General features: G+C 61.6%; 9 protein-coding genes and 1 pseudogene. 4 read left to right on the top strand and 6 right to left on the bottom strand.

Features of this window, described 5'->3' with window-relative positions; translation table 11 throughout:
• Nucleotides 1-170 precede the first annotated feature (170 nt).
• On the top strand, nucleotides 171-1232 hold the full coding sequence (locus V1273_RS11715; protein ID WP_334382997.1) for an aminoglycoside phosphotransferase: 1062 nt from the start codon (nucleotides 171-173) through the stop codon (nucleotides 1230-1232).
• 115 nt (nucleotides 1233-1347) lie between these two features.
• Here V1273_RS11715 and V1273_RS11710 read toward each other — a convergent pair whose 3' ends face one another.
• From V1273_RS11710 to hpnO, 3 genes and pseudogenes are all read right to left on the bottom strand, one after another.
• A complete protein-coding gene (locus V1273_RS11710; RefSeq protein ID WP_334412196.1) occupies nucleotides 1348-2325 on the bottom strand; it encodes a Bug family tripartite tricarboxylate transporter substrate binding protein in 978 nt (325 codons plus the stop codon).
• Nucleotides 2326-2533: 208 nt separating this feature from the next.
• Nucleotides 2534-2941 carry a GFA family protein gene (locus V1273_RS11705; protein ID WP_334409693.1) on the bottom strand — a complete coding sequence of 136 codons (408 nt, stop codon included), beginning with the start codon at nucleotides 2939-2941 and terminating at the stop codon, nucleotides 2534-2536.
• A gap of 69 nt (nucleotides 2942-3010) precedes the next feature.
• Nucleotides 3011-4404: pseudogene (gene hpnO / locus V1273_RS11700) on the bottom strand (aminobacteriohopanetriol synthase HpnO).
• A gap of 102 nt (nucleotides 4405-4506) precedes the next feature.
• Between hpnO and V1273_RS11695 the strand changes: the two are divergent.
• Nucleotides 4507-5172: a DUF2147 domain-containing protein gene (locus tag V1273_RS11695; RefSeq protein ID WP_334367827.1), complete on the top strand. Its 666-nt coding sequence runs from the start codon at nucleotides 4507-4509 to the stop codon at nucleotides 5170-5172.
• Here the strand turns inward: V1273_RS11695 and V1273_RS11690 are convergent.
• Nucleotides 5140-7728, bottom strand: coding sequence for an MMPL family transporter (locus V1273_RS11690; RefSeq protein ID WP_334409691.1), 2589 nt, complete (start codon nucleotides 7726-7728; stop codon nucleotides 5140-5142). The genes V1273_RS11695 and V1273_RS11690 overlap by 33 nt on opposite strands.
• 447 nt (nucleotides 7729-8175) lie before the next feature.
• Here V1273_RS11690 and ispH point away from each other — a divergent pair, with 447 nt between their 5' ends.
• Nucleotides 8176-9102, top strand: a complete 927-nt coding sequence (ispH, locus tag V1273_RS11685) for a 4-hydroxy-3-methylbut-2-enyl diphosphate reductase (RefSeq protein ID WP_057848041.1) — start codon at nucleotides 8176-8178, stop codon at nucleotides 9100-9102.
• A gap of 41 nt (nucleotides 9103-9143) precedes the next feature.
• On the top strand, nucleotides 9144-10304 hold the full coding sequence (gene hpnH / locus V1273_RS11680) for an adenosyl-hopene transferase HpnH (protein ID WP_334367825.1): 1161 nt from the start codon (nucleotides 9144-9146) through the stop codon (nucleotides 10302-10304).
• Nucleotides 10305-10395: 91 nt separating this feature from the next.
• On the opposite strand, the gene V1273_RS11675 is transcribed toward hpnH, so the two are convergent.
• Together V1273_RS11675 and shc are read right to left on the bottom strand one after the other, a co-directional pair.
• Complete coding sequence (locus V1273_RS11675) at nucleotides 10396-11112, bottom strand: phosphorylase (RefSeq protein ID WP_334369224.1); 717 nt, start codon at nucleotides 11110-11112, stop codon at nucleotides 10396-10398.
• A 26-nt stretch (nucleotides 11113-11138) separates the two neighbouring features.
• Nucleotides 11139-13100: a squalene--hopene cyclase gene (gene shc, locus V1273_RS11670; protein WP_334409690.1), complete on the bottom strand. Its 1962-nt coding sequence runs from the start codon at nucleotides 13098-13100 to the stop codon at nucleotides 11139-11141.
• Nucleotides 13101-13131 lie beyond the last annotated feature (31 nt).

Here is a 13131-nt window from a genome sequence, read left to right as displayed (position 1 = left end):
ACATTACGCACTGATCTCCGCATGTCCGCGACGTGCAAGATCGGACATCAAGGTCACGCTAACATTCCAGCAGCGGTCATCGTTATACTGCCGATCACGGCGGGCGATCGTGCTCAACCGTTAGTTGCGCACATGACCGGAAAGAGCTACCTTCGAATTAGGAGAGCGCGATGACGCAACCGATTCCAGAAGCGATCCAGGCTGAGCGTCTCACCGCGACATTCCGCCGAACTGGTGTGCTTGGCAAGGCTCACGTCAGCGATGTCACGGTCGAAAGCTCGCGCGAAACCATCCTCTCTCGAATCATTCGGATACGCCTGACGTACAGTACACCGACCGACGACGCCCCCCGCTCCCTCATCTTCAAGACTTGTCACCCCGATCGCGTCGGAGACGCGCTGCATGCAGGCCGTCAGGAGGTCGCATTTTATAATCAGATTGCGCCACTGATGGTGACCAACATCGTGCCTCGCTGTTTCGAGGCGTATCGCGATGCTGAGACGAGCGCGTGGCACCTCCTCCTTGAGGACCTCACAGAAACCCACGCCGTCCCGACGCAGTGGCCGCTGCCGCCCTCAAGGCAGCAATGTGGAGCAATCGTTCGAGCGCACGCTCGCCTCCATGCTTCTTGGTGGGACAGCCCGCGACTCGGCGTCTCCGTAGGGACGTGGCTGGACCCCGAGGCCATGGATCGGCAGATGCAGCTTGTCGCGACCGACTTCCAACGTTTTGCTGATCGCGCGGGTGACCTACTGTCACGCGAGCGGCGCCGGCTCTATGAACAATTGCTCGGCTCTGCACCTCGTCTGCTTCAGCGGTATCACTCACATCGAAACTTTACGATCACCCAAGGCGACGCGCATGTTTGGAATACGTTTTTGCCGCGAGACCATCAGTCCGATGATGCTCGACTGTTCGACTGGGACAGCTGGCGCCTCGATGTCGCATCGCGAGACCTTGCCTACATGATCGCGATGCACTGGTATCCTGACCGTCGACAAGCGATGGAACGTTCACTCCTCGACGAATACCACGAGACGCTGGTTGCTCACGGGGTCTCGGGCTACGACCGACATGCGCTTCAAGCCGATTATCGATTGTCAGTGCTTTGGCAAATTACGACGCCGGTGTGGCAAGCTGTGAACAGTATCCCCGCCGTGATCTGGTGGAATAGTCTTGAACGCATCATGCTTGCCGTCGATGATCTCGATTGCAGGACGCTACTTACCTGAACCCAAGTCCGAATTGGGTCCACTTGCGGACATCACGGCGCGGCTGATCCGCGTCTGGTTTACTCCCCGAAAGCAGACACTGCTGGCTTACCGCCAGTTTGATGAATACCGCCCTCTAATCCACCTTGGCGCCGGCGAACTTCACCACCTTGGCCCATTTCTCGGTTTCATCGGCCACCAGCTTTCCAAAATCGGCGGGCGAGCCCCGCAGCAGGATGGCGCCGATCTCGGCAAAGCGGGCCTTTGCCTTGGGGTCGGCGAGGATTTCGTTGACCGCCTTGTTGAGCCTGTCGACGATTTCCGGCGGTGTGCCCTTTGGCGCGGCGAGGCCGTACCAGGCGCTTGCCTCGTAGCCCGGCAGGTAATCCGCGACCAACGGCAAATCCGGCAGCACGTCCGAGCGCGTCGTGCTGGTGACCGCAAGCCCGCGCAGCTTGCCGGATTTGACGTGCTCGGCGCAGGTCGGAAGGTTGTCGAACATGACGTGCATCTGACCGGAAAGCATGTCGGTGAGCGCCGGCGCGCCGCCGCGGTACGGCACATGCTGCATGTTGATCCCAGTCAGCATCTTGAACAGTTCGCCCGACATGTGGATCGTGGAGCCGTTGCCTGACGATGCCATGTTGAGCTTGCCCGGATTGGCCTTGGCATAGGCGATCAGCTCGGGAATCGACTTGATCGGCAGCGAGGGGTGCACCACCACGACGTTGGGAAAGCGAATGATGCCGGCGATCGGCTCCATCTCCTTCATAAAATCGAAGGGCAGCTTGTCGTAGAGCGTGGCGTTGATCGCGTTCGCCGGCGCCACCAGCAGCAGCGTGTAGCCGTCAGGGGTAGCGCGCAGCACCTGCTCGGTCGCGATATTGGTTCCGCCGCCCGGCCGGTTCTCGATCACGAAGGATTGCCCGAGCTTTTCCGACAGCCATTGCCCCATCAGGCGCGAGGTGAGGTCCGCCGAGCCGCCGGGCGTATAGCCGATCACGAGGCGAACCGGCCGCGATGGATAGGCCTGCGCGCTTGCGATGCTTGACGTAACGGGGAGCGCAGCCGCACCGGCGACGAGCTGCAAGAACTGGCGACGCGGATATTCCATCATGCTTCCTCCGACAACACGCGCCGGCGGCTCTTTGCGACCGCTCGGCGCGCGCATCCTAGAGCATGATCGGGAAAATTGGATACCGATTTTCGTCAGGGAGAGGCGAAATGCTTTCGCGCTAACGCGGGCTGACGGAGCTTTCGTTCGGCGAGCTAGACGCTCACCGCTTATGACACAGTAAGACTATCCCGGTTTGCCGCGGCCGCTATGGCGGCGGCGGATAGCGGTCGAAGGTGGGCAGTTCGTGCGCGCGCTCCATCCAGCGAAGGCGCTCTGCGACCTGGATATGCACCATGGCCGGCACGGCGTCGGGATCATCGTAGGTCGCACTCTGGATATCGACGATCCCGGGCAGCACATTGGCATTGGTGTAGAAGAGACCGGTGCCACAGTTCGCGCAAAACTGTCGCCGGCCATGTTCCGACGATTCGTAGACCTTGGGCGTTCCCTTCGTGACCTTGAGCGCATCCTCCGCATACATCGACCAGCCGACCATTGGCGCGCCGGCGTGGCGACGGCAATCGGTGCAGTGACACAATGCATGAACGATGGGTTCGCCCGCGATCTCGTAGCGAATCGCGCCGCAATGACAGCCGCCGGTGACGTTGACCATGATCACCTCCGATAGAATCGTAGCGCGGATGAAGCCAACGGGGCTGCGCAGCTACGAGAGCTTGCGCGACTACGCCGACTTCCTGACCGCGTTGTCGACCAGCGTCTTGCCGAGCGACGCCAGATCGCGCCGGGCACCTTGTGGCTCGCGGCAATGACGTCGTCGAACGATTTTTCGATCCAGGTGCAATCTTCTTCCGTGATCACCAGCGGCGGCAGCAGCTTGATGGTGTGGCTGCCGTGGCCGGAGACCTGCGTCAGGATCTTGTGATCCTTGAACAGCGGTACGGTGATGAGCTGGCAGAACAGGCCTTTATTTGCAGTCTCCAGCAGGTTCCAGGAAGCCTTCAGCTTCAGCGATTTCGGGGGACCGAACTCGATGCCGATCATCAATCCCTTGCCGCGCACTTCCTTCAGCAGTTCATAGCCGGGCACCATGCGGGTCAGTGCAAGGCGAAGCTCGGCGCCGCGCTTGGCGGCCTGCTCGACAAGTTTCTCCTGCTTGATCACATCGAGAGTGGCGATACCGGCGGCCATCGCCATATCGTTCTTCGAAAAAGTCGAGCCGTGCACGACCGCGCGATCCATCTGGTTGAAGATCTTGTCGAAGATGGACTTGCGGGTCAGCAGCGCGCCGACTGGCACGTGACCGCCCGACAGCGCCTTTGCCAAGAGCACCATGTCGGGCTCGACATTCCAGTGCTCGACCGCGAGGAATTTTCCGGTGCGGCCGATACCGGTCTGGATTTCGTCGGCAATGAAGATCGTGCCGTATTTTTTGCACAGCGCGGCAGCGCCCGGCAAAAATTCATCCGAGGGCATGTTGACGCCCTTGCCCTGGATCGGCTCGACAATGAAGGCTGCGACCTGGCGCGAGGACAAGGCCTGCTCGAGCGCGGCGAGATCGTTGAAAGGTATCTGCGTGCATCCCGGCAGCAGCGGCTCGAAGCCGCCTCTGAAGTTCGCATCGTCCATCAGCGACAGCGCGCCGTAGGACAGGCCGTGGAAGGAATGCGAGCAGGAGACGATGCCGGGACGGCCGGTCGCACCGCGCGCGAACTTGATTGCGGCTTCGACGGTCTCGGCGCCGGAATTGGCAAAGAACACCTTGTCCAGATATGGAACATGTTCGAGCAGGCGCTCCGCCAGCACGCCCGCGAGCGTCGAGACGTCGAGTTGCACCAGATTGGGAAAATCGCTGTCGAGCACGCTTTTCAGCGCCAGACGCAGCGCCGGATGATTGCGGCCAATCGCAAAAACGCCAAATCCGCTGAGTAGATCGAGATAGCGGGCCCCGTCACGATCGAACAGGTATTGTCCTTGACCCTTCTGAAAGCCCACATCGTAGCCGATGGTCTTCAGCACTCGGACGAGCTGCTCGTTCAGATGGCGCGCATGCATGGAACTGCGCTGCGCCTGCCGCTCTACAATCAGCCCGGAAACGTCTAGATATGAATCTGGCATCGGCTACATACGTCGGTTGATGGCTGTTTCGTCAACTGAAAACGCTCAATGCGGCGTTTTGACCTCTCGCTCGGATCATCTACTTAAACACAGGTTCGAACCATGTTGCACTGCCTAAGAACTGTCGCGCGCACAATAGTTTATTCGGGAATCATTTTAGCCACAGGTCTTAATGCGGCGCTGGCCGCCGATCCCACCGGTGACTGGAAAGTGGCCGACGGTGTTGCCAACATTCGCGTTGCCCAATGCAACGGCAACATGTGGGGCGTCGTTGCCTGGGAAAAGATGCCGGGCGGCAAGGACAAGAACAATCCGGATGCCTCTAAGCAGAGCCGGCCGACTTTGGGCATGCCAATCCTGATCGACATGAAGAAGAAGTCCGGCGTCGATGCGTGGGAGGGTGAGGTCTATAACGCCAAGGACGGACAAAACTACAGCGCGACCATCAAGCCGGTCGGGACCGACCAGCTCGAGATTCAAGGCTGCGTGCTCGGCTTCCTCTGCGGCGGCGAAACCTGGACCCGTGTCGGTCCGCCGATCCCCTTAAGCCCCACCAACAGCATGGCCAAGGGCGCACCGAAGGGTGCATCCGGCGCAGCGCCCAAGACCGCAGCGCCAGCCGCCCCGCCGGCGCCGCCGAAGACCACGGGTGCGGTAAATCCTGCGCCCGCGCCGAAGGCCGCGCCCGGTCAGAAACAGGCGGCCGCCCAGTCCGGCGATATCGGCGACATCTGCTTATTGCCCGACATCGCGCGGTTTGCCCATTAGTGCCGGCTGGAACAGCAACACCGCAGCAAGCGTGATGACAAACGACAGCGCCAGCAGTTTTCCCATGCTGGCGGTGCCGGGATGACTGGATAGCCACAAGCTTCCGAAAGCGGTCGCAGTCGTCAGCGCAGAGAAAAAGATCGCGCGCGTCAGGCTCGACTGCAGCAGGTTATTTCTGCCCTCGCGCCAGGCCACGACGTAATAGATCTTGAAGGCGACGCCGACGCCGAGCAGCAGCGGCAATGCTACGATGTTGGCGAAGTTGAGTGGCAGTTCGATCAGCACGCAGAGCTCCAGCGTCACCGCGCCGGCCACCAATAGCGGCACCATCGTCATCAGCACGTCGGTGACGCGCCGCAGCGTCAGCCACAACAACAGGCTGATCACCACCAGCGCCCAGATGCCGGCGTGAATGAACGCCTTCACGATGGTGTCGCCGGATTTGAGGATCGACACCGGTCCGCCGATCGCGTTCGGCTCGGCAGCCAGCACCGCATCGGCAAAGCGGCGCAAATTGTCGTTGTCGTTGGGATCGCCTTTCGGTAGCGCCTCGACGCGGATCAGCCCGTCCTTGGACTTCCAGCTATTCAACAGTTCCGGCGGCAGCGTCTTCAGCGTCACCGGCCCGGCTTGCATCGTGTTCCTGAGCTGGTCGAACACGATCTTGAGCGGGGCGACGAAGATGTCCTGGGCCTTGTCGCGCGTCGCCTGGTCGCTTCCGGCAAGCTTCGACAATGCATCGGCCAGCCTTCGCGAGGCAACCGCGCCCGGCCCCTTGCCGTCGCCCGCGGCCCTGCGCAAGCTGTCGACCGAACTCTTCAGCGCCTCCACATTCTCCTCATCGGTGGGCGCCGCGTCGACCGAGTCGGGATTGAGCGCGGGACCGACGACCTTCGCTGCCTTTCCGATCAACTGGAGCTTGGCTGGCTGGTCTTCGGGCACGAAGCTGTCGATCGACATCACGCGAAGGACTTCCGGCAACTTCTCCAGCCGCGCCTCGATCTTCTTCGCTTCGGCTTCGGAATTGGTCAGCACGTTGATGGCGTTGGCGCCGGTGTTGGGATCCTTGCGCAGGTCGAGGAAGGTCGCGATCGATTCGGCCTTCGGATTGCGCAGGTTGATCGGGTTGAAGTCGAACTTCATGAAGTAGAGCAGCGGCAGGCCCGCCACCACGAGCAGCAGCGTTCCGGCGACGATGATGACGCGGTGCCGTTCGAGGAACTCGTCGACCGGCGCCAGAAACGCGTAACCGACAGGCTCGCTTTCTCCGGGCGGGTGAAGCAGCTTCAGCATGGCTGGCAGCACCGTGATGCTCGAGATGAACGCGATCAGCATACCGGCGCCGGCAATCTTGCCGAGTTCGGAAATGCCCTTGTAGTCGGTGGGCAGGAAACAAAGAAAGCCGGCAGCGGTCGCCATCGCGGCAAGCGACAGCGGCACCGACGAACGTCGGGCCGCGCTCTCCAGCGCCAGAGCCAGATCTTCGTTCTTGAAACGCTCGGAACGGTAGCGGACGCTGAATTGAATGCCGAAATCGACGCCGAGGCCGACGAACAGCACGGCAAAGGCGATCGACAGCAGGTTCAGCGATCCCACCATCATCAGGCCGACCGCAGTCGTCAGCGCCAGGCCGATGAACAGGTTCACGAACACCGCGAAAATGATCTTCGCTGAGTGCAGCGCCATCCAGAGAATGACGAGGACAATAAGCACCGTTGCGACGCCGTTGACGATCGCGCCGTCCTGCACGGTCGAATATTCCTCGTTGGCGATCGGAACCGGGCCGGTCAGCCGGACGCGGGCGCTGTACTGGCCCGCGAAATCGAGGTCGGTCGCGGCCCGTCGGATCGCGTCGGTCGCGTCCTTGCCGGGTTCGAGCGCATTGTAATCGAGCTTCGGCTTGAATTCGATGAAGGCGCGGCGGTCGGCATCAGTCAAAGGCTTGTCGCTGACGAGCTCGCGCCAGGAGAACGTCGCCATCCCCTTGCTCAGGATATCCTCGACCGTCTGGCTGATCAGGTTGAACGGGCGCTCGGTATTGTCGAGCTTGACCTGCCCGCGCTTGACACCGGCAAGCCCGGTTTCCAACGCGCCGGTCAGGCCGCGAATCGAAGGATCGCCGGCCATGATCTCGATCAGGGGCGCTGCGGCTTCGAGCTGGCCGGCGACCTTGCCGACTTCTTCCACCGGCAGGAACAGCAGCCCGTTCTTCTCGAAGAACTCGCCGGAGCCGAGCGGCTGCACCGATTCGAAATGTTTGGTGTCGCCGGACAGCTTCGTGGCCAGCGCCTTGGAAGCCGCACTGGCGAGCTCGGGGCTCGGCGCCTCGACGACAGCCAGAATCAGCTTTTCACGGTCAAAGGCCTGCTCGAACTGATTATCGCGCTTGCGCCAGTCGAGGTCGGGCGAAATCAGCGTATTGATGTCGGTGTTGATGGCGAAATGCCGGGCGGCATAGTAGGCCCCCCCGACCGCCAGAAGCAGGGAGACGATGACGACGAGAGTGGCAAACCGCGTACAGGTTCTGACAACGGCGACAACAACACTGGTCAGCACTTCGTTTCTTTCTAAATCTAAAAGGAGAGCTCGGCGAAAACGCCCCGCTGTCTAGCGGAGTTCCCGCAGCCGATCTAATGTTGTTTTGGTTACTTCGCCGAGGGTTCAAGCGAAGTCGCCACAACAGACCGGAACGGGCGTTCGGGCGCCGGTATAGCCGGTCCGGGTGGGCGATAAAGTGACGAACCGGTAGGAACAACCGTCCGGGCAGCGCATTTATCGGTATCTAAATACCCAACGTCCGGTAACCATTGCGCGATCCACCTTTTCTATCCGCACAATTTTTGACACATAGTCCTGCGCTTCCAGTGCCTAGTATGGGGATTACCTGCGGGAACCAGCCATGGTGCGGATATTGCAAATATCCGGAGTGTGATCGGCTGCACGGAGGCCTTCGGGTGAATTTGCGAATTCGGTATTTGGTGCAACTTGCGTAATGGACATCCAATGGAAGTGTATCTAGCGCAGCCTCGCGGATTTTGTGCGGGCGTCGTGCGTGCCATCGAAATCGTTGAGCGTGCGCTCGAGAAATACGGCCCGCCGGTCTATGTCCGGCACGAGATCGTGCACAACAAATACGTGGTCGAGAGCCTGAAGGCCAAGGGCGCGATCTTCGTCGAGGACCTGTCGGAGGTGCCGCCGCTTGCGGTAACCGTGTTCAGCGCCCATGGCGTGGCCCGAAGCGTCGAGGAAGAGGCCGCGGCCCGCGGCCTGCCGGTCCTCAATGCCACCTGCCCGCTGGTCACCAAGGTCCATAATCAGGGTAAACGGTATATGTCCAAGGGCCGGACCCTGGTCCTGATCGGCCATGCCGGCCATCCCGAGGTCGAGGGTACCATGGGCCAGGTTCCGGGCCCGGTTCTCCTGGTCCAGAACGTCGATGACGTGGCGGCCCTGCCGCTGCCGACCGATGCCCCGGTGGCCTATATCACCCAGACCACCCTCAGCGTGGACGACACAAAAGACATAATCGCCGCCCTTCAGGCCAAATTTACAGATATTCAAGGCCCCGACATCCGGGATATCTGCTATGCGACACAGAACCGCCAATCTGCGGTAAGGGACCTGAGTAAGCTGGTGGACGTCATCTTGGTGGTGGGGGCTGCCAATAGTTCCAACTCAAACAGGCTTCGTGAAATCGGCACCGAGGTCGGCGTCGCGAGTTATCTCATTGCCGACGGGAGCGAGCTGAACCCTGATTGGCTGAAGGATGCAAAGGCTGTCGGCATTACGGCGGGCGCATCGGCGCCCGAAGTTTTGGTCGACGACGTGATCGAGGCTTTGAGGCGTATCGGACCCGTCACGGTCTCGGTGCTGCCCGGCCGGGAGGAAAATATCGAGTTCCGGCTTCCGGCCGAACTGACTGCGGGTTGATCCACTTCAAGATTTACAGGTCCAGAAAGAAAATCTCCAAAATGGCAATACCGTTCTTCAAGGAAATGCGTATCGGCGGCTATCTGATGAAGCAGAAGCTGCTCGGCCGGAAGCGCTACCCGCTCGTGCTGATGCTGGAGCCGTTGTTCCGCTGCAACCTCGCCTGCGTAGGCTGCGGCAAGATCGACTACCCCGATGCGATCCTCAACCGCCGCATGACCGCGCAGGAATGCTGGGATGCGGCCGACGAATGCGGGGCGCCGATGGTGGCAATCCCCGGCGGCGAGCCGCTGATCCACAAGGAGATCGGCGAGATCGTACGCGGCCTCGTGGCGCGCAAGAAGTTCGTCTCGCTCTGCACCAACGCGCTGCTTCTTGAAAAGAAGCTCGATCTGTTCGAGCCCTCGCCGTACTTGTTCTTCTCGGTGCATCTCGACGGCCTCAAGGACCACCACGACAAGGCGGTGTCGCAGAAGGGCGTGTTCGATCGCGCGGTTTCCGCCATCAAGGCCGCGAAAGCGCGCGGCTTCACCGTCAACGTCAATGCGACCATCTTCGACGGTCACGCTGCCGAAGACATCGCGAAGTTCCTGGATTTCACCACCGAACTCGGTGTCGGCGTCTCGATGTCGCCGGGCTACGCCTATGAGCGCGCCCCGGACCAAGAGCACTTCCTCAACCGCACCAAGACTAAAAAACTGTTCCGCGACGTCTTTGCGCTCGGCAAGGGCAAGAAGTGGAATTTCATGCATTCCGGCCTGTTCCTCGACTTCCTGGCCGGTAACCAGTCCTACGAATGCACGCCTTGGGGCATGCCGGCGCGCAACATCTTCGGCTGGCAGAAGCCCTGCTACCTGCTTGGCGAGGGCTATACCAAGACCTTCAAGGAGCTGATGGAGACCACGGACTGGGATTCCTACGGCACCGGCCGTTACGAGAAGTGCGCCGACTGCATGGCGCATTGCGGCTATGAGCCGACCGCTGCCAACGCCGCGCTGACCAGTCCGTTCAAGGCGATGTGGGTCGCGCTGCGGGGCGTCCGCACCTCGGGTCCGATGGCGCCCGAGATCGACCTCTCCAACCAGCGCCCGGCGCAGTACATCTTCTCCGAACAGGTTCAGAAGAAACTGTCGGAAATCCGCCGCGACGAGGCGGCTGCTGCCGCCGCCAAACAGCAGGCGAAGGCCTCCACCGCCGCCTGAGCGAGCACGGAAACAAGCTTAAAGGGCCCCGGTTCTTGAGCGAACCGGGGCCCTTTGTTTTTTGACGCCTTCGAAAACTCTGAAGCCTGCCTCAGGCCTCCGCCATGGCAAAGCTCTCGCCGTGCAGGAAACCACGGCAGCCGCGCAGCGAGCGCAGCGCGCGGTTGAAATCAAGGCCCGTGGAGACCAGCGCACGCAGCGTGGCGGGATTGCGCGCCACCCCGCGCAGCACCTTGCCGAGGTCGATGTCGCCATTCGGCTTGATAGCGCTCTTGGCGAGCGCCGGAAGCGCCCTGGTGGCCGGATCGGAGATGACCCGCAGCGCCGCGAACGGAAGCCCGGCCTCGGCCGCATAGGCCGCCGCGATGTGGCTTTCCATATCGACCGCCGCCGCCCCGGTCTCCGAATGCAGCGCGGCCTTGCAGGCGGTCGCCGCGATCACCTGTTCCACACCCGAAAGAATACCACGGACCACGCGCCGGCGGCGCAGCGCCGCGCGGGTAATCATTTCCTCGTTCAGCGCCAGACCTGCCAGAAACCGGGTATCGCCGGCGAGAACCTCGGTCGCCACCACCACATCGCCCGATTTCAGCGACGGATCGAGCCCGCCGGCGACGCCGAACGAGATCACACCCCTGAAAGTGGTAGAATCCAGCGTTGCCAGCAGTGCGCGCAATTGTTGCGGGTCGCTGGAACTGCAGATGACGATCATGCCGGGCCCGGCCGCAATGCGGGCTTCCTGCACCAATCCTGTAACGATCAAAACCGGTCGCGGATCATTCGAATTGCGATCAACCGAATTGTCCACGATCGCGGCGGCCCCCGCCTCCAAAGTCACATCCCGACCCCTACCACCCTGCTGTTGGTGCTTCTCAAATTCCGATACCGCGCCAGCGCCCAGAGCGGAAAGAACTTCGAGTATCCATGATACCGCAAGTAAAACACCCGCGGAAAGCCTGTAGCCGTGTGACGCGCCTCATCCCACAGTCCTTTCTCCGTCTGTGTGGCTTTTAGGTACTCCACGCCCCGCACGACGGCCGGATGTTCCACCTCGCCGGCCGCCATCAATCCAAGCAAAGCCCATGCCGTTTGCGAGGAGGTCGACGGCGCCTGCTCATATCCCTTGTAATCGAGTCGGTAACTGACCGCATCCTCGCCCCAGCCGCCATCCCGGTTCTGGATCGAAACCAGCCAGTCCGCCGCCTTCCGAATCATGGGGTCCTGGTGGTCCACGCCGGCGGCATTGAGCGCACACAGCACCGACCAGGTTCCGTAGATGTAGTTCAGTCCCCAGCGGCCGTACCAGGAGCCCTCCGCGAGCTGGGTGCGGCGCAAATAGGCAATGCCGTCCGCGACCGCCTTGCTGGTTTGCGCGGTCTCGCCGAGCTGAGCCAGCATTGAGATGCAGCGCGCGGTGACGTCCTCGGTCGACGGATCGAGCAGCGCGCCGTGATCGGAGAACGGGATGTTGTTGAGGTAATATTCAAGGTTGTTGACGTCGAAGGCAGCCCAGCCGCCATCACGGCTCTGCAGCCCCTCGATCCACTCGCGGCCGCGCGCAATCGCCTGATCGTATTCCTTGCTGCCGGTCTGCCGGCGCGCCCGGTCCATTGCCATCACGACCACGGCGGTGTCGTCGAGATCGGGATAATAGTCGTTGTTGTACTGGAACGCCCAGCCGCCCGGACGAACGTTGGGCGCCTTCGCCGCCCAGTCGCCCTTGAGCTCGAGCACCTGCCGCGGCTTCAGCCAGTCGAGACCCTGCTTCATCTTCTTGAGCGTGTCCTCGCCGCCGGCCTCGGCAAGCGCGTGGCAGGTCAGCGCCGTGTCCCACACCGGGGAGACGCAGGGCTGGCAATAGGCTTCGTGCTCGCCGATCACGAGCAGATTGTCGATGCCCTTGCGGGTGACCGCACGCGGCGGATAATCCGGCCCCTTGCCGAGTGCGTCGTACATCATCACGATATTGGCCATCGGCGGATAGATCGCACCCATGCCGTCTTCGCCGTTGAGCCGCTCCTCGGTGAACGCGAGCGCGGCGTCGATCGCGCGCTGGCGCAGCTTCTTCGGAAACAACGGTTCGACCACGCGCAGGATCTTGTCCAGCGCACTGAACAGCGTGAACCAGCCCCAGCTTTGATGCGGCGCCTTGGCGTTCATCCCGACCGACTTGGGATCCTGCAGGAACAACTCGTCGATGCCGACGCCCTTTGGATTCTTCGCCAGCGGCTTCAGCGCCGCCATCACCATCAGCGGCACGATCGTGGTGCGCGCCCAATAAGAAATCTTGTTGAGATGGAACGGCGACCACATCGGCAACAGCATGATCTCGACCGGCAGCACCGGCACCGCGCGCCACGTCAATACACCGTAGAACGCCAGCAGAAACCGCGTGAAAACGTTGACGCGGGCAGCACCGCCGCGGGAGCGGATCGCCTCGCGCGCGCGCACCATATGCGGCGCATCGACGGAATCGCCAATCATCTTCAGCGCGAAATAGGATTTGACGCTGGCGCTCATGTCGAACGGGCCATCCTGCACCAGCGGCCACCCGCCATGATTGCCTTGGGTGCGACGTAGATAGTTCGCGATCTTGGCTTCGAGCTCACTGTCGATGGGCTCGGCGAGATAGTGGCGCAGCAGGATGTATTCGGCAGGGATGGTGCTGTCGGCTTCCAGCTCGAATACCCAGTGTCCGTCGGATTGGCGGTAACCGAACAGCGCCTCGGTCGCGGAAGAGATGCTCTTTTCGAGGGCAACGGGGTCGACGGTGTTTGTTTTGTCGATGGCAAGCATTTCGCTATACATCCCTATGTTCGCGACGGGC

The organism is Bradyrhizobium sp. AZCC 1721 (assembly GCF_036924715.1).
Taxonomy (GTDB): domain Bacteria; phylum Pseudomonadota; class Alphaproteobacteria; order Rhizobiales; family Xanthobacteraceae; genus Bradyrhizobium.
Note: the sequence above shows the minus strand (reverse complement) of the source record. Positions and strands in the feature narration are given on the sequence as shown.

Bases quoted from the DNA above. Each gene is read 5' to 3' on its own strand.
- V1273_RS11715 (WP_334382997.1), top strand. From the start codon at position 171: ATGACGCAACCGATTCCAGAAGCGATCCAGGCTGAGCGTCTCACCGCG.
- V1273_RS11710 (WP_334412196.1), bottom strand. From the start codon at position 2,325: ATGGAATATCCGCGTCGCCAGTTCTTGCAGCTCGTCGCCGGTGCGGCT.
- V1273_RS11705 (WP_334409693.1), bottom strand. From the start codon at position 2,941: ATGGTCAACGTCACCGGCGGCTGTCATTGCGGCGCGATTCGCTACGAG.
- V1273_RS11695 (WP_334367827.1), top strand. From the start codon at position 4,507: ATGTTGCACTGCCTAAGAACTGTCGCGCGCACAATAGTTTATTCGGGA.
- ispH (WP_057848041.1), top strand. From the start codon at position 8,176: ATGGAAGTGTATCTAGCGCAGCCTCGCGGATTTTGTGCGGGCGTCGTG.
- hpnH (WP_334367825.1), top strand. From the start codon at position 9,144: ATGGCAATACCGTTCTTCAAGGAAATGCGTATCGGCGGCTATCTGATG.
- shc (WP_334409690.1), bottom strand. From the start codon at position 13,100: ATGCTTGCCATCGACAAAACAAACACCGTCGACCCCGTTGCCCTCGAA.